Annotated in this window: 14 protein-coding genes; 2 read left to right on the top strand and 12 right to left on the bottom strand. The window is 58.0% G+C overall.

What is annotated here, in order from left to right; genetic code table 11:
• Window positions 1-35: 35 nt before the first annotated feature.
• The 8 genes from ACIPY9_RS23455 to ACIPY9_RS23420 form a co-directional block, all read right to left on the bottom strand.
• On the bottom strand, window positions 36-3,614 hold the full coding sequence (locus tag ACIPY9_RS23455) for a glycosyltransferase (RefSeq protein ID WP_400707278.1): 3,579 nt from the start codon (window positions 3,612-3,614) through the stop codon (window positions 36-38).
• Window positions 3,615-3,703: 89 nt separating this feature from the next.
• The gene (locus ACIPY9_RS23450; RefSeq protein ID WP_400707275.1) at window positions 3,704-5,296 is read right to left on the bottom strand and encodes a flagellar hook-associated protein 3; all 1,593 of its coding nucleotides are present in this window, start codon (window positions 5,294-5,296) and stop codon (window positions 3,704-3,706) included.
• A gap of 13 nt (window positions 5,297-5,309) precedes the next feature.
• Window positions 5,310-7,373 carry a flagellar hook-associated protein FlgK gene (gene flgK, locus ACIPY9_RS23445; RefSeq protein WP_400707272.1) on the bottom strand — a complete coding sequence of 688 codons (2,064 nt, stop codon included), beginning with the start codon at window positions 7,371-7,373 and terminating at the stop codon, window positions 5,310-5,312.
• A gap of 11 nt (window positions 7,374-7,384) precedes the next feature.
• Window positions 7,385-8,599 carry a flagellar assembly peptidoglycan hydrolase FlgJ gene (gene flgJ, locus ACIPY9_RS23440; RefSeq protein WP_400707269.1) on the bottom strand — a complete coding sequence of 405 codons (1,215 nt, stop codon included), beginning with the start codon at window positions 8,597-8,599 and terminating at the stop codon, window positions 7,385-7,387.
• A 10-nt stretch (window positions 8,600-8,609) separates the two neighbouring features.
• A complete protein-coding gene (locus ACIPY9_RS23435) occupies window positions 8,610-9,719 on the bottom strand; it encodes a flagellar basal body P-ring protein FlgI (RefSeq protein ID WP_400707266.1) in 1,110 nt (369 codons plus the stop codon).
• 13 nt (window positions 9,720-9,732) lie between these two features.
• Entirely contained in the window at window positions 9,733-10,446 is a 714-nt protein-coding gene (flgH, locus tag ACIPY9_RS23430; protein ID WP_400707263.1) for a flagellar basal body L-ring protein FlgH, read from the bottom strand.
• A gap of 72 nt (window positions 10,447-10,518) precedes the next feature.
• Window positions 10,519-11,307, bottom strand: coding sequence for a flagellar basal-body rod protein FlgG (flgG, locus tag ACIPY9_RS23425; protein WP_400707260.1), 789 nt, complete (start codon window positions 11,305-11,307; stop codon window positions 10,519-10,521).
• A 46-nt stretch (window positions 11,308-11,353) separates the two neighbouring features.
• Window positions 11,354-12,094, bottom strand: a complete 741-nt coding sequence (locus tag ACIPY9_RS23420) for a flagellar basal body rod protein FlgF (RefSeq protein ID WP_400707257.1) — start codon at window positions 12,092-12,094, stop codon at window positions 11,354-11,356.
• A 282-nt stretch (window positions 12,095-12,376) separates the two neighbouring features.
• On the opposite strand from ACIPY9_RS23420, the gene ACIPY9_RS23415 reads away from it, so the two are divergent.
• Window positions 12,377-12,568: a hypothetical protein gene (locus ACIPY9_RS23415; RefSeq protein ID WP_400707254.1), complete on the top strand. Its 192-nt coding sequence runs from the start codon at window positions 12,377-12,379 to the stop codon at window positions 12,566-12,568.
• 95 nt (window positions 12,569-12,663) lie between these two features.
• Here the strand turns inward: ACIPY9_RS23415 and flgE are convergent, their stop codons facing one another.
• The 4 genes from flgE to flgB are packed head-to-tail and all read right to left on the bottom strand — an operon-like array spanning window position 12,664 to window position 15,577.
• Window positions 12,664-14,001, bottom strand: a complete 1,338-nt coding sequence (gene flgE / locus ACIPY9_RS23410) for a flagellar hook protein FlgE (RefSeq protein ID WP_400707251.1) — start codon at window positions 13,999-14,001, stop codon at window positions 12,664-12,666.
• A 28-nt stretch (window positions 14,002-14,029) separates the two neighbouring features.
• A complete protein-coding gene (locus ACIPY9_RS23405) occupies window positions 14,030-14,710 on the bottom strand; it encodes a flagellar hook assembly protein FlgD (RefSeq protein ID WP_400707248.1) in 681 nt (226 codons plus the stop codon).
• A 15-nt stretch (window positions 14,711-14,725) separates the two neighbouring features.
• Entirely contained in the window at window positions 14,726-15,166 is a 441-nt protein-coding gene (gene flgC, locus ACIPY9_RS23400; protein ID WP_400707245.1) for a flagellar basal body rod protein FlgC, read from the bottom strand.
• Between the two features lie 3 nt (window positions 15,167-15,169).
• Window positions 15,170-15,577, bottom strand: a complete 408-nt coding sequence (gene flgB / locus ACIPY9_RS23395; protein ID WP_400707242.1) for a flagellar basal body rod protein FlgB — start codon at window positions 15,575-15,577, stop codon at window positions 15,170-15,172.
• A gap of 538 nt (window positions 15,578-16,115) precedes the next feature.
• Here flgB and ACIPY9_RS23390 point away from each other — a divergent pair.
• A partial coding sequence (locus ACIPY9_RS23390) for a toxin VasX (RefSeq protein WP_400707239.1) occupies window positions 16,116-17,076 on the top strand: 961 nt, incomplete at its 3' end.

Here is a 17,076-nt window from a genome sequence, read left to right as displayed (position 1 = left end):
AGCCCCTGCACTGGAACACATTCATTTTATCCGGATCAGTCCGGCAGCCAGCCATTGGCCCAGTACTGCAGGTTTTCCCCCCGCAACATGAAGTCACGCAGCACTGTCTCACGAAGTTCGTCGCCCATGCGATAGCTCGCATCCGGGTCGGACAGGTGCATGCGGATCGCCTGCAGCCACTCCTGGGAGCTGTTAGTGTAGATGCGAGTTGCTGGCAGATGCCCTCGGTAAGCCTCGGTATCCGAACAGATGACCGGATAGCCGCATGCACCATATTCCAGCAGACGCAGGTTGCTCTTGCAGTCGTTGAAAATATGGAATTCGAGCGGTGCCAGGGCCAGGTCAAGGTTCAGGCTCGCCAGCTTTGCCGGGTACGTATGCAGACTCACTGCCGTATGGAACTCATGAATGTAAGGCCTGAGCAGATCCGGGCACATGCCGAAGAAGACCCATTCGACCTCATCGGCCAGCTCACGTACCACATCGACAATGAGTTCCAGATCGCCCCTGTGACTGGTCCCCCCTCCCCAACCGATACGGGGCTTGCCCGAGCTGCGGCGCACACTGCGCAGGTTGCTCCAGAGGTGAGTCGCCAACATGTTCGGCACGACGCGGATATCGCTGTGCATGCTGGACAGAGCCTGAGCCAGAGGGTGAGTCGAAACCACAACTCGATCACAAAGCCCTATTCCCCGCCGCAACATGGTCGCGATGTTGTCCGGCATATTGCGGCGGTGTTCATTCTTCTCCGGAACGTCGGCGATGTAATCGTCCAGCTCGAAAATACGCATGGCATTGGAATAATTCTTCGCCAGGACAATATCCGGCACCTTGGCCTCGGTATAGCGCCCCTGGAAGACGATGACATCCGGGGATTGCCGCTCGATCTCGATGGCCGAAGGCGATTCATAGGTCATCCGCCCGAGCACACGCCCAGCCGCCATGAGTTCCAGAAGAGGTTGGCTGACCCGATAATGTCCCACGGCCGACGAGTTGACGGCCATGCCGAAAATGAACGGCAAATGCCGCGTACAGAACGGGTTCCAGCCAACCAGCAGCCCTGGATCGAGATGAAAGGACGTTGCCTCACTCAGGTTCAGATTGGGGTTATAGGCCGGATCCCGGGCCATCTTCGGCAGCCACTTCAGGTAAAAGGACTTCTGCTCTTCCTCCAGTCGCTGGCGAGACGCCTCAGAACGCTGAGTGGCTGCCGGCTCGGCCAGAACCACAGACGAACACGGCGTGCCAACAATCAGATAACCTTCTGCCCCGACCCGCATACACAGGTCCAGGTCCTGAAGGCCCAACGTGAAAGTGCCCGCATCCATGCCACCGACGCTGTCGAACACTTCTTTGCGGACCATCAGGCAATTGCCACTGACCGCGCTCCAGTTTTGCGTCAACTGCAACCGCTGCATGTAGCCACTGGCATCTGCCGGAGAATTGACGAACGGCTTGCCTGCCAGCCCTTCCATGCCCAGCACCATACCGGCATACAGGACATTGCCCTGAGGATTGAGTATCCGGGCGCCGACAATACCGACCTCTGGACGCTGGGCATGGTTGAGGAGTTCATCGAGCCAGTCGGCCTGATGAATGATCGCATGCGGGCTGAGCATGACCAGGTACTGACCACGGGTGTGCTCGACTGCAAAGTTCTGCACGGCAGCCTCGTTATGAGCATCTGGCGCAGAAAGCACCCGCAGTTTATCGCTGCCCAGCTCGCCCATGGCCGCAAACCATGCACGGGCATCGGCACTTTCACTGGCCTTGTCGACGATCAGCACTTCGTAATTCAGATAGCCCGTCTTGCTGAGCAGGCTGTCGAGACAACGCTCAAGAGCAGCCAGTTGATCCCGTGCAGTAATAACGATTGAAACCAGAGGGCGAGAAGCGTGTACGTATTCGATCCGGTTGAGCAGCGGCAACTGGTCATGATGGATGACATGCTCCCTACCGATACGCTGCAAGTGCGCCGATACCAGAGGCTCGCTACGCTCGATGACAGCAGGCAGTGACAGCCATTGGGCAAAAGAGAGGCTGGATTCGACCTGCACCTCGGCAATATGCTCGATGGTCTGCGGACCAGCCCCCTCCACCAGCCGCCAGATCACGTCATGAGGTGCCAGTTCGCCATGTACTGGATCGAAACCACCCATTGCCAGCAGATTCCGGCGCTCGAACGCCAGCGTGCGTCCGACATAGGGGTAAGCACGCATCAGATCGAGGTTGAAATCCGGTTTGAAAACAGGCTCACGGGACTCATCATCGACAATGGCACCTTCGTCACTGTAGGCACACAACAACCCGGATATCTGCGCAACACGTTCGGCAAGGACCAGTAATGCAGGCTGTGTCAGGCGGTCACCGGCTCGCAGCAGATAAATCCAGTCGGCATTTTCCAGCAACGGCAGCACATCGTTCAGTTGCCTGGTCCAGTCGGCCTGCAACGGAAAACGCAACACCTGCTGATCCTCGATATTGGCCGCATCACTCAGGACCACGACCGACTCGGCCGGGTAATCCTGATCGGCAATGCTCTTGAGGGTCATCTCGAGGGCTTCGGCATCATTGTGCGTATCAATGACGACCGGAACGATTCGCGGGTGCCAGGCCCAACGCACAATGCGCTTTTCCAGCAGTTTTTTCTGAGGCTCCGTAAAGCGTCGGCACGACAACCATTCGGCATACAGTTCGGCGTAGCTTTCACTGTCGCCACCCACCCGGCTGCGCATGATGCCTTGCCGGTTGGCCATCACCCCATAAAGGCCAACCTCATCCCACTCCCTTGGCGTTTCCTGAGCCTTGCGCAACGCGACAAACCGCACCCACCCCTGGGCAGGTGCCTGCTCGCCACTACGGGCCTTGAGCATTTCGTTCAGCCAGCCCCATTCCGTGGTCGCCGTGTGGTACATGTCCGGCTGGCTGCTGAATCGGGCAGGATGCAACCGTTCGACACTTTCAATGCTGTGCAGCGCAACCAGGTTGCCCCGCCTCAACAGGCAGATGAACAAGGCAAAATCCAGCAGGGCGACAAAGCCCTGCCCCGGTTGCGCCAGGGAGGGCAGATACTCCATGACATCGGCCCGGCGCATCATGGCCCCCGTGAAGCCCCCCAGGTAATTGCGCGGCGTCCGCTCAAAGATCGCCAGCATGTCCTCGCCCTTGAACAAGGCATCGTAAGGGACAAGCCCCACGTTCTCCATGCGGGTCGGCAACACGTAGTCATCGACATCGACCAGGTAGCGCCTGCCCACGACCAGCAGGACATCGGAATGCCGATCCAGCACTTGCGCCTGACGGGCGATGCAATACGAATACAACCGGTCGTCATCGCACAGAAACTTGATGTATTCGCCTTGTGCCTCTTCGAGACACTTCAGCAGATTACCTTGAAAGCCCAGGCGGTAAGGGTTGCCGACATAGCGAGCAACCAGGTTCGATGACGGAACGAGCTCGTCGAAAATCGCCTTGATTTCGCCTGTCTGGCAATCGTCGCAAACAATGATTTCAAGGTTGTCGTAGTTCTGGTTCAGAGCACTTTGCAGTGCCTCACGGAAGAACCGAGGGTTGAGGGCAGGAATGACGATACTGACGAGGGGGGCTGGATTCACAGTTCAAACTCATGAGCGGCGGGAAGCCAGCCTGTCGAATGGCTTCCCTCACCGCTGAAAAAAGACGGTGGATGCTCAGTGCCAGAAACTCAGATCTGGCTGAACAGGTTCAACTTGGCCAGTTGGATAAACACTGACTGGGATGCATCCAGCATGGTCTTCTGCATTGTCAGCCGGGTGGTTGCCTCAACCATGTCGGAGTTGAGGAAAGTCCCCTGTTCAGTCTCATTGTTACCTTTGAGCAAATCGTTGGTCACGCCCTGTGCCGTTGCCGCGACCTGACGCGCACCACCAGCCGATCGTGCGGTGGAGGCCTGCTCCATGCTGCTGACAACGTTGCCCAGCGCCGAGGTCAATGCTGCATCAAGCTTTTGCGAAGCAACCAGATTGCCATCTGTCGGCGTATTCAGTGCCTTGATCGCGGCAGACAGAGTATTGAGTATGTTCTCAGTCTGATGCGTCGAAGACTGGACCACGAACTGGTCACCGTTTGCCGGTGTACCGCTGATCGTGAAGTTGACCCCGGCCGCACTGGCAGTGGTTCCACTCAGCGTACCGGTGGATACCGGTGTACTGCTGCTGGTGATGGGCGAGGCATACAGCTCGTAATCCGTGGCACTGGTGAACTTGAGAATCGCACCAGTGGTCGGGAACGTATTGTTGAAGGCTGTCAGTTCAGCAGCCGTCGTACCCACGGCAGCACTGCTGATGGTCGCCGTCGAAGGGTTGCCCGGGCTGCGGGATGTCGTGATCGTGTCGGGTGTCGAAGCCAACTGATAGGTACGACCGGTCAGTGCAGCGTCGGCAGTTGCCGTCGTGGCCTTTTCCGCGGTAGACAGGTTGACGTTCAGTGTCAGCTCGACACCCCGGAACGTAAATGTCTGGTCCTCGAAGCTGGCGTTGCTGAAAGTGCCCGCCGACGATGCATCGGTGGTCACATCATTGCCTGCGCCATCGGTGATCTTGAACTGCGTACCACTCAGAAAGGTCAGCGTGTAGGGCTCGCCTGACTGGTAGCTGGAGTTATAGGTGTTGCTGGACTTCACCAATCCGCCGGTCAGCCATACCTTGCCATCTTCGGTCGCAGGCGAGGTCAATGTTGCAGAGGTGCGGGTCGTGTTGGTGGCCTGCTCGAAGGCCTCGAAACCGGTGGTATTGCTGGCCAGAACCAGGCCATCGCCGACAGCCAGGTTAACGTGGGTCTGGTCGCCGTTGTAGCTGTAGGTACCGTCGGCATTCAACGAATACGGCGGGGTCGACGATTTCGAGCCCGAGAACATGTACTGACCGTTGGAGTCCTGGCTGTTCATCAGGCCCAGGATCTCGCTTTGCAGTTGCTTGAGTTCGTTGGCCGTGGAAATACGGTCAGCATCGGTGTATGAACCGTTGCCCGCCTTGACGATCAGTTCCTGGGCTGTCTGCATCGCATCGATGATGCTGGTCAGTGCCGTTTCGGAGTTGGTCGTATTGGTATTGATCGTACCGATATTCGACGCGTACTGGGTCAGCATGGAGTTCTGTTGCGACAGCTGCAGCACACGGGCAGCGCCTACCGGGTCATCGCTGGCGGTATTGAGCTTGATGCCGCTGGAGACCTCCTCGCTGGTCTTGAGGATACTCGAATAGTTACGCTGATAATTCAACGTCGTGGATTCGTAAAACTGAGCAGTTGAAATACGCATGGTTCACGACTCCTTAAAGACTGTTGATCAGCGTGCTGAACATGGTTTGCGCCGCCTTGATGATTTGTGACGAGGCGGTGTAGTACTGCTGATACTTGATCAGGTTGGCAGCTTCTTCATCCAGAGACACACCCGATACCGAGTCGCGTGCGGACTTGGCCTGGGCCAGTACCGCATCGGTCGCCGTCACATCGCTCTTGCCCTGGCTGGCGCGAGTACCGATCTTGGCCACCAGGTCACCATAGGCACCGGACAGGCTGGTCCCTACGCTGCCATCGCTCACACCGACGCTCTTGGCGGTCTGCAAGGCAACACCTGCCAGCGCGTTACGGTTATCCGAAGAACCCGCCCCGGTCATGTCGATGCTGAAGGTATCGTTGACCACCGGCGAACCGGAAAGCGTCATCTCGATCTCGAACGCAGTCTGGGTACTTGGCGTGGTCCGGGTATCGGCGTACCCCACACTGAGCTTGATGGTATTGCTTTGTCCCTGAACGATCGTACCGCCCACGGCGTTGCCATTCTGGTCGAGCACGGCAGCGCCGGTTGCATCCACCAGCGTATAGCTCTGAACGCCCGTGCTGCTGACACTGCCCATCACCAGTTTCATGGGGGTAGAGCTTTGCAGGGCGTTGCGCAGATCCGCTGTCTGAGTCGAGTCGTAAATGTCGGACTTGGTGTTCAGAACCGGCTGGGTAAAACCACCGGTGCCGGAGTTGCTGGCCCCTGCCGTGGCAGTCAATGGCGCAGCAGCGGCAATGTCCTTCGCATCCGTCAATGCCACGGCGATGCCCGAAGCACCGTTACGCGTCGGCGTGACCTTGAAGCTGTCGCCGGCAGCCAGCGTATTGCCGTTGAGGCTGACCGTAAAACCTTCGAACTCGGTCGGCGGGTTATCCGTCAATGAGCCGGTGCCCACACTTTCGCCATTGGGCAAACGGCGAACCGTGAAATTGTTCGCGTCCGTGAAAGTCACTTCATAATCATCGGCCGTCAGCTTGCTGGTGTCGCTGATGGTGACATCCAGGTTACCCGAGCCGGTGCTGTTACCAACCTTACCGGTGCTGCGCTGGCTGATCAGTGCATCGCTGTTGATATTCGTGAACAGGCTCGAGCCGAAATTGCCCTTGCTGTCGATACCCTGGCTCATCTGGCTGTTGACCTGATCGGCCAGTACCAGTGCAACGCGCCCCAGCTCATTGGCGGCAGGCGTCAACACTTCGGAGCGATAGCGCAGAAGACCGCCAATGGCACCGCCAGTGACGACAGAGGTGACATCGGTCGATGTCTGGCCAACCGTGATCTGCAGACTGTACTGGGTAGGGTCCGTCTTGCCTGGAGTGGCCGACAGGGCATAGGACGAAGAACCACTGACCAGAGACTGCCCGGTCCCTGTCAGGACATCATAGGTACCATTGCTGTTCTCGAGTACCTTGACCCCGATCAGTTCATTGAGCTTGCGAACCGATTCGCTGCGGGTATCGAGCAGGCTGTTGGGCGTGGTGTTGCCAGCAGAAGCCGCCGTAATCTGTTTGTTCAGACTGGCGATCGTACTGGTCAATTCATTGACCTGGTCTGCCAGCGTGGTCAGTTGCGCATTGACGTTTTCGTTCTGCGATGACAACTGCGCGGCAACCGAGTTGAAGCGCGCACTCAGGGAGCTTGCCTGGGTCAGGAACGAAGAACGCTCTGCCGACTGCGTGGCATTGGAAGCAATGGATTGCAGGTCGGTGAAAAACTGCGACATCTGCGCAGCGACGCCGGTCGTGCTGTCCGACAGCAGGGTGTCAGTCTTGCTCGCCTGGGCTGAATACGCCACGGCATCGGCACTGAGCGCCGTGCTGGCCTGCAACTGGGTATCAAGGTAACCGTTATAGATACGGCGTACATCGGACAGAGTGGTACCGGTGCCGATGTAACCGACCCCCAGCCCGATGTTGATCTGCGCCGAAGCCGTGGTCATTACCTGCTGACGCGAATACCCGGCGGTGTCCACGTTGGCCGTGTTGTTACCAATGGTATTGATCGCGGCACTGCTGGAGGTAATTCCTGAGAGCCCAATTGAAATCAGCGACATGATTCAAAACCTTATAAAGTCGTGGAAGAGCCCGTTGCAGCGGCGTAGTTCTGGTAACTCTTCATCTGTTTCGCAATCTGCGAAATCTTGCTCGCATAGTCCGGATCCGTGGCGTAGCCGGCCTTCTGCAATTCTTTTACATACTGTTCCGAGTTATCGGCGGAGTTGATGACTTCTTTATAACGATTGTTGTTCTGCAACAGGCTGACCAGATCATGGAAGCTGTCGGCATAGGAATCGTAGGAACGGAAGTCCGCCGTCTCCTTGACCATTTTCCCGTCACGGAACTCGCTGGTGATCGCCCTGGCCTGCGCGCCCTGCCAACTGCCGGTCGCCTTGATGCCGAACAGGTTGTGACTGCTGCTGCCATCCTGCTGACGCATGATGGATTTGCCCCAGCCGGTTTCCAGCGCCGCCTGCGCCACCAGCATGACCGGATCCACGCCGATACGCGCGGCAGCCTCCTTGGCCAGGGGCAGCATGGTCGCCACGAACTGGTCGGAGTTGCTGAATGCACGCTTGGCAGGTGCCAGTGGCGGCTGAGCCATGGTGCGAACGTATTGCGGCTCGGCCAGATTGGGGTCCAGCGTCCAGTCACCGTTACGACCTGCCGAACTCTGCACAGCCAGCGGACTATTGGTATTGGCCGTCGCAGTCGAAGGCACGATCCCCAGCAACAGACGATCCGTCAGTTTGGCTGGCAACGACAGACGACGCGAATTGAGCAGCGCCATGTCATTGCGACCCTCGACGACACCGGCCGCCCCCGCCTTGTCGGCAGCAGCCGAGCGCGTGGCCCACAGCGGACGCTGATAGGCACTGGCGGCCAGGCCTGTCCTGGCTGCATCCGTACCGGTCGCCGGGGTTTCAGCCGTCGAAGCCGCGTGCTTGACACCCTTGTCCTTGGACAACTGACGCATCAGCACATCCTGCAGGCCAATGCCATTGGCACGGGTCGACAAGGTGACAGCCAACTGCTGGTCATACATTTCCTGATACTGCCGCGTGGCCGCGGTGTTCAGCGGGTTGTCCTTGGCCAGCACTTCGTTGGCCGAACGCATGGCCTTGAGCATCTGACTGACGAACAACGACTCGAACTCCCGGGCCACCTTCTTCAGGTTTTCCGGGCTGTCCTTGTCGCCACTCTTCAAGGCAGCCAGACGATTGACATCGGTATAGGCACCGGTGTCGACCGTCGTGGACAATCCGCTCTTGGGCATATCCATGCTCGATTCCTCAGATCACGATCAGGTCGGCCTGCAAGGCGCCGGCCTGTTTCAATGCTTCGAGAATAGCCATCAGGTCGCCTGGAGCCGCGCCCACCTGGTTGACCGCACGAACGATCTCATCAAGCGTGGTTCCCGGACCGAACTTGAACATCGGGTGCATTTCCTGCTGGGCATTGATCCTGGAGCGTGGCACTACAGCAGTCTGACCATTGGACAGCGCGCCCGGCTGACTGACGATCGGATCCTCGGTGATGGTCACCGTCAGGCTGCCGTGAGTCACGGCTGCCGGCGATACCTTGACGTTCTGGCCGATCACGATCGTGCCGGTACGCGAGTTGATGATGACCTTCGCGGCCGTCTGGCCCGGATCGATTTCCAGGTTCTCCAGAATCGACAGGTAATCCACACGCTGCCCCGGGTCCAGAGGCGCCGTCACACGAACCGAACCACCGTCCAGAGCCTGGGCAACGCCCGGGCCAAGCATGTCGTTGATCTTGTCCACAATGCGCTTGGCTGTCGTGAAGTCGGAACGGTTGAGGTTCAGGGTCAGACTATTGCCCTGATTGAAACCGCTCGGCACCGCACGTTCGACCGACGCACCACCGGGGATACGACCGGTCGACGGAACATTGACGGTAATCTTCGAGCCGTCACGACCTTCCGCATCGAAGCCACCCACCACCAGGTTACCCTGGGCAATGGCGTAGACGTTGCCATCGACCCCCTTGAGTGGCGTCATCAGCAGGCTGCCACCGCGCAGGCTCTTGGAGTTACCGATGGAGGAAACGCTGATATCCACCACCTGACCCGGCTTGGCAAAGGGAGGTAGATCCGCATAGACCGCCACGGCGGCAACGTTTTTCAATTGCACCGTACCGGAGCCAGCCGGCACCTTGATACCGAACTGCGACAGCATGTTATTGAAGGTCTGCAGGGTGAACGGTGTCTGGGTGGTCTGGTCACCCGTACCGTTGAGCCCCACCACCAGGCCATAACCGATCAATTGGTTGGCCCGAACGCCCGAGATGCTGGCAATGTCCTTCAAGCGTTCGGCCTGAGCACCGAACGCCGTGGACAAGAGCACTGTGGCCGCTATCAATTGCTTGAACTTGTTCATGTCTATCCCGCTATCAGAAAGGGAACAACGGGCTGAGGAAGAAGCGGTCGAACCAGCCAGGCTGGCTGGAATCGGCAAAGGCTCCCGTACCGGAATACGTGATGCGCGCATCGGCCACACGCGTGGATGACACGGTGTTATCGGTGGCAATGTCGTCGGCACGAATCAGACCGGCAATACGAACCAGTTCATCACCGGTATTGAGGGTCATCCATTTTTCACCGCGTACCGCCAGAATTCCGTTGGGCATGACATCGGCCACAGTCACCGTGACCGAGCCGGTCAGGCTGTTGCTCTGTGCCGCCTGGCCATCACCCGCTGTAGAGCGGGAACCCGTGTAACCGGCATTGAGACTCAGATCATTGCTGCCGATCGGGTTATTGGTTCTCAAGCCGGAGCCGAACAACGAGGTCAGACCAACGCTGGTGGTGCTGTCCTTGGTGATCGCAGAGCTGGCTGCCTTGCTGGAAGCCATCCGCTCGGCAAGGGTGATCGTAATGATGTCACCGACCCGGAACGCCTTGCGGTCGCCATACAGGTTCTGCTCGAAACCGGCCTGATAGATCGCACCGTTGTTGGCGGCAGCGGAAATCGGCGTACGAGGCAACACCGGAGCGTAATAAGGGTCATTGGGCTTGGCAGCAGGTGCCACACAGCCCGACAGCAAGACGATCCCGCACAATGGAGCGATCAACACTGAAAAACGCAGAACAGATAGGCGTTTCATGACACTTGAAACCTCGCGGTGTAGCAGGCGCCGAACAGGCGCCTCATCGGTTTGAGCAGATACATCAGGGTCTTACAGATTCTGAGTCAGGTTCTGCAACATCTGGTCGGCGGTCGAAATGACCTTGGAGTTCATCTCGTAGGCACGCTGAGTGGTGATCATGTTCACCAGCTCCTCGACCGTGCTCACGTTGGAGTTTTCCAGGGTGTTCTGCAGGGTGGTACCCAGACCGTTCAAGCCAGGCGTACCGACCTGTGGTGCACCACTGGAACCGGTCTCCAGGTACAGGTTGCCACCGATGGCCTGCAGGCCGGCCGGGTTGATGAACTCGGCCGTCTGAATGTTGCCGATGACCTGAGGTGCAGCGGTGTTACCCGCGACCGTGATCGAAACGGTACCGTCCTGACCGACAGTGAAAGTCTGGGCGTTTTGCGGAACCACGATGGCAGGCTCCAGGGCATAACCGTTCGCCGTCACGATCTGACCGGTGGAATCCAGGTGGAAAGTACCGTCACGCGAATAGGCGATGGTGCCGTCAGGCTGAGAAATCTGGAAAAAACCACGGCCGTTGATTGCCAGGTCCAGAGGGTTCTCGGTGGTTTGCAGGCTGCCGGCGGTGAAGCTCTTCTGGGTGCCGACGATGCGCACGCCCGTACCGACCTGAAGACCCGATGGCAATTCGCTGTCCTGAGTGGACTGAGCACCCGGCTGGCGCTTGATCTGATAGAGCAGGTCCTGGAACTCGGCACGATCGCTCTTGAAACCTGTGGTCGAAACGTTCGCCAGGTTGTTGGAGATCGTAGCCAGGTTGGTGTCCTGAGCAGCGAGGCCGGTTTTCGCAACGTATAGTGCAGGAAGCATTCGTTTTCTCCTCAAGCGCCGGATTGTCGGCGCAAGCTGTCAATGGTTAGCCAAGTTGCAAGACGCGAGCCATCGCCTGATCATCTTCTTCAGCTGTTTTCATCATCTTGACGTGCAATTCGAACTGTCGTGCCAAGGCCAGCACCGAGGTCATTTCCTCCACGGCATTGACGTTGCTCGCCTGCAGGAAACCCGACTCGACGCGCACAGTGGCATCCATCGGCGCAGCTTGACCGCTCTTGGTATGGATCAAGCCGTCAGGGCCTTTCTCCATGGTGTTCAGATCGGGATTGACCAGCTTGATCCGATCGACTTCTGCCATGACCTGCGGGCTTTCACCCATCGAACGAATGCTGATGGTGCCGTCGGCACCGATCTCGATCTGTTGCTCGGGCGGCACGGCAATCGGCCCGCCATTGCCCATGACCGGCAAACCGCTGCCGTCGCGCAACACACCCAGGGCGTCGATATTCATGCCGGCACTGCGGGTATAGGCCTCACCACCGTCGGGCGTCTGGACTGCAATCCAGCCATCGCCCTTGACGGCCACGTCCAGCTCACGGCCCGTCTGGACCAGCGCACCACCGGAAAAGTCAGTCCCAGGACGCTCACCCATCGCATAGGCACGCGAAGGCATGACCTCGCCAAATACCGGCATGGAGCGGGCCTGCTGCAGGTCGCGCATGAAGCCATTGGTCGATACGTTAGCCAGGTTGTTGGCATGAACCTTTTGCGACTGAGCGTTTTCAGACGCTCCGCTCATTGCGACGTAAAGCAACTTGTCCACAGTCTTCCTCCTCCGACAGACGCTTGCCGCCTGTAGCTGTTCTGAGAGGGTAGGAGCAATTTTTGGACCAACTTTTCAGACTCGATACAAATGCCTGATTAGCCTGTAAAAACGGGAGAACCCCGGAAGATTTTCGGCAAGTCGACGCAAGGGAGTGGCGGTAGATTGCCGCCCTTCGACAGCCCGACACGACATACCGCCAAAAAAACTTCCCTCCCCTCTCACCATCCTCGCTCCACCCGAGTGATACTCTTGCCTGAGTACCACCTGACGGAAGCCAACATGCACTGTCGCAAACGCGTTCTCACCCTTGCCACCGCCTGCCTGATGAGCTGCACCCTTCTCGCCCAGGCAGCACCCGCCCGCTACTACAAATGGCAAGGACAAGACATGATCATTTGCGCCCAGACCAGCCCTGGACCCGGCTGGAAACGACTCAATGGCTCTTTCGTCAAGTCCGACTGCTCGATTTGACGCCCCTCACCAGCTCACCTCCAGACCCAGACACCCCAAAACGAAAAAAGCCCCTTGCAAAGGGGCTTTCTCCAACACCTCATCAGACCTGATTATCAGGTCATCTGAATGGTGGTCTGCATGATGGTGCTTTCAGTCGAAATGGTTTTCGCATTCGCCTGATAGTTGCTTTGCGCCTTGATCAGGTTCACCAGCTCGACCGTCAGGTCCACGTTGGACTCTTCCAGCGCCTGGCCAGTGATGTAGCCAAGAGTACCGGACTGCGGCACACCGGTCAGCGCAATACCGGAAGCAAAGGTTTCACGCCAGTTGGTTCCGCCAGCAGGAGACAACCCTTGAACGTTGGCGAAGGTGGTCAGGGCAACCTGACCAATCACCTTGGACTGACCGTTGGTGTAAGTGGCAAACAGGTTGCCGCTTGCATCAACGCTCATGTCACTGATCTGACCGGCAGCGTAGCCGTTCTGAGTACCGCTTGTACGACCCGAGACCGTAGCGGTCTGAGTAGCACCGGTCATATCGAACTGAATACCGCCCGTTACGCTGGCTGCACCGTTGGCAACCCAGGTAGCCGAAGTACCTGTACCGGTCTGCACGGCTGGCACCCAGTTATTGATCTGGAAAGTACCGTCCGCGTTGACCGCAATATTGGTGCTGCTCGACGGAGACGTCGGCGTTGTAGTCGTATCAATGACCAGGTTCCCGGAGGAGTCGAAGGTCAGGTTGTTACGCTCAGCCACTGCCGTCGTCGGATCGGAGATGCTACGACCATCGATCAACGAATACATGGCCCAGGTGTTGGTGCCGGTTTTCGCAAAATAGCTTTCCAGCTTGTGCTCGTTACCCTGAGAGTCGTAAACCGACGTGCTGTAGGTAAAGTTGTAGCTGTTGGTGTTGGTTGCATCGAAAGGACTGATCGTCGGAACAGTCGATGTCGAATTGAGGCTCGCCACGTTGGTGATGATACTGGTGGCCTTGGCCGGCTGGTTCGAGCTGTCGACCCTCAGGTCACCCAGCACGCCAACAGCCACGACACCGTTTTCATCGACGTTATAACCCTGCAGATTCATGCCCGAGCTATTGACGACATACCCGTCTTTATCGGTATGGAATGCACCGGCACGGGTATACAGGTTTTCACCGTTATTGCTGATCATGAAGAAGCCGTTGCCGTTGATCGCCAGGTCGAGACTGTTACCTGTCCCGGTGGTCAGGCCACCCTGGGCAAACTGCTGGGAAACGGCTGCCGTGTAAACACCGCTACCGACACTGGTACCACCGGAGGTGCCCCGAATCGATTGCGCGTACTGGTCAGCAAATTCGATACGCGATTGCTTGAAACCTGTGGTCGCCACGTTGGCAATGTTGTTGCCGGTCACGTCGAGACTTTTGTTTGCCGCATAGAGCCCACTGAGGCCGATATTGAATGACATGTACCACTCCTTCGCCGTCTAGTCGGCTCTATATTCCGATTGATTGAACTTTGGACAGGGCGATCGAGCTACCGCCTGCCAGATTCAACGTCATTTCCCCACCACTGACAGCCGTCGTAACGCTATTGACCGTGGCAGGCAGGTAAGTGCTGAAAGCCGTGTTCGTACCATTGACAGTGCCGCTGGCAACAAACTTGTAAGTCCCGGATGCCAGGGCAACACCTTCACTACTGAGTCCGTCCCAGGTGAAGCTCGCATTGCCGGCACTCTGAGAGCCCAGATCGATCGTATCGACCTGAGTACCGGTGGAGTCGTAGACCTTGACCGTCGTCGCAGTGGTCGAAGCCGGGATCACGACCGAACCGGTCAAGCCCTTCGAGGTGTCGACCTGCGCCGTGCCGGTCTCGACGATCACCGAGCGACCGACCAGGGACGAAGCCTGCAGTGCCTGGGAAGACTTGTAGCTGGTTGCAATCGAATCGACGGTCGACGTCAGGTTCTGCATGCTTTCCAGACTACTGAACTGCGCCAGCTGAGCCACGAACTGCGTATTGTCCTGCGGATCCAGCGGGTTCTGGTTTTTCATCTGCGTCACCAGCAATTGCAGGAACGCATCCTTGCCCAGCGCCTCACCCGAATTGGTCGTGGTGACAGTGGGGTTCTGCAGCGAGTTTATAAAACTCGTCGATACATCGTTTTCAACGGCCATAACTTTCGCCCCTTATCACTGACCCAGGGTCAGGACCTTCTGCATCATGGATTTTGCGGTGTTCATGATTTCGGCGTTCGTCTGGAACGAACGGCTGGCGGAAATCATGTCGGCCATTTCTTCCACGACATTGACGTTGGGGTAGTAGACATACCCGTTCTTGTCAGCGGAGGGATGATTCGGCTCGTAGCGCGCCTCAAGGTTGGAACTGTCTTCGATAATGCCGCTGACCTGAACGCCCTGCCCGGCATCGCCCTGATCCTGGAACAGCGAACCACCGGTCGATTGCTGGCCCTGCAGCACGGTCGCGAACACCGGGTGACGGGCACGGTAGGTCTGATCCATGCTCGACGACACGGTCTCGGCGTTGGCGATGTTACTGGCCGTGGTGTTCAGACGCGTGGTCTGGGCACTCATGGCGCTGCCGGCAATGTTGAATACATTGGCTAGGGACATGAATCATTCTCCACGAAGGGCTGAAACCAGCCCTTTGAATTTGCTGTTGAGCAGCGTGAAACTGGCCTGGAAGCCCATGGCGTTATCGGTGTAGCTGGCCTGTTCAACCTGCGAGTCGACGGTGTTCTGGTCCAGAGAGGGCTGCGACGGAGTGCGGTACATCAAGGTACCGTCACCACTGCTCATGCCTTCAGCTTCGATATGATGGCTATTGGTCGTGGCCAACGAGATGCGACCGTTCTGAGCCTTCTCGCTTTCGGCAGCCAGCACCGAGGAGAAATCCAGATCGCGAGCCTTGAAGTTCGGGGTGTCAGCGTTGGAAATGTTGTTGGCCAACACCTCTGCACGCTGAGCCCGGAAATTCAGGGCCTTTTCGTGTATGCCTAATGCTTTATCGAAGCTGATGCTCATTTCGGGAAACCTTTGTCGGTTGACCTGACTCTCGTATCACGGAGAAAGCAATCGGCGTGCCACTTTCCCAAACCCAATGATTACGGGGCTTTTGCCGTAGACCGACGCGGCAATGCCAGAAAAGCGGCAAGGCGTTTCCGCTATGAAGGAGAAAAGCGGCAAGGGATGTGTCGTTTTTTTGCCATTGCCCGCTCGAGAAGCTGCCACGACTCCAACCCGGCCTCACGCTCAACGCAAGATGGCATGCCTGCCGGGGAACAGCCCTGCTGCGCAGAACATTGCGCACCTTCAACCCGATACATCGCCCTGAAAAACCGCTCAAGCACTCATGAATCAAGCCACTCCATCGACTGCGCAAGGAATTGCGCATGCACGCAGCATATTGCGCGCCTTCCAGGGCATTTCTGATCAAAAAACAAACGAAACAAATATAAATTATTGATTTACAAGGAAAGTTTAAAACAGGTCCGACTTTTGATTACCCCCGACTAAGCGAGCAATGCCATTCGCACCACACTGAACGCCACGGACGCGACACATGACGGTTAAACACGGAACCCTTCAACAGCGGCGCGCAGCACGCTTCGACAAGACACCCGCCACTGCCACCGGCCAGTGCCCGTTCAAGGGCCCGGACATCGCCATTGTTCCCGTGCGCTATGCGCTGGACCGTTCCCGCTACGATGCCCATCCCAAACAGCTCAAGCCACTGCCGGCACAAGGCCGCTGGAGCACTCTGCCACGCCTGAAGACCCGCACTTACACCTTGCGTCAGCTCTACGATGGCTATGTGTACGTGTTCGACGAAACCGCCAGGACCCTTCATGAATACGCCTTTTCAGCCGTCGACGCCGGCCTGACGCGTATCGTCTGGAACGACGGGCAGATCGGTCAGGACACTCGTACCGGCACCGGCGAAGCCAGACCCTACCTGCTTTACCCCCGCAACAACCGTCTGCACCTGGCCTACTCCCCCGTGCAATGGACCTGGCGAGTCTGCGAACACATGCGCTCCCACAGCGACAGCCGCGCCCTGTGGATGAAAGCCCTGGATCTGCAGCGCTTCTGCATCACCCTGAACGAACCGGGCACCTTGCCCCTGTCGACACTGGCCACGGTTGTCGCCGACATCGACAAGGATCGGGTCACCGAGGATCAGCGCTTTGCAGACACGGCCATCCCGAGTGTCGAGCCCACGCCCACCCCCGATCAAACGGCACCTTCGGGCAAGCCGATCGTGAATCCCCTGGGAGCCGATGTGTACTGGCTGGGCAGCGTCCCGGACAAATCCAGCGCGCTGCTCATTGCACTGGACGACCCGCTGGGCGCGCTCAACGACCTGGGCATGCAACTGGCGGGAGACCAGGCGGCGTTTCGGGCCTGGCAGCAGGAACATGAACACAAGCTGCAGATCGCCCAGACCGTCACCCTGTTGTGCGGTGCCAAGGGCGAAACGCAGCACCTGCCCGCCTCGGTACGCAACGACAGCGCCAGAACCC

The sequence above is a fragment of the Pseudomonas sp. NPDC089734 genome (genome assembly GCF_044748865.1).
GTDB lineage: Bacteria > Pseudomonadota > Gammaproteobacteria > Pseudomonadales > Pseudomonadaceae > Aquipseudomonas.
This window is presented reverse-complemented; position numbering and strand designations above follow the sequence as displayed.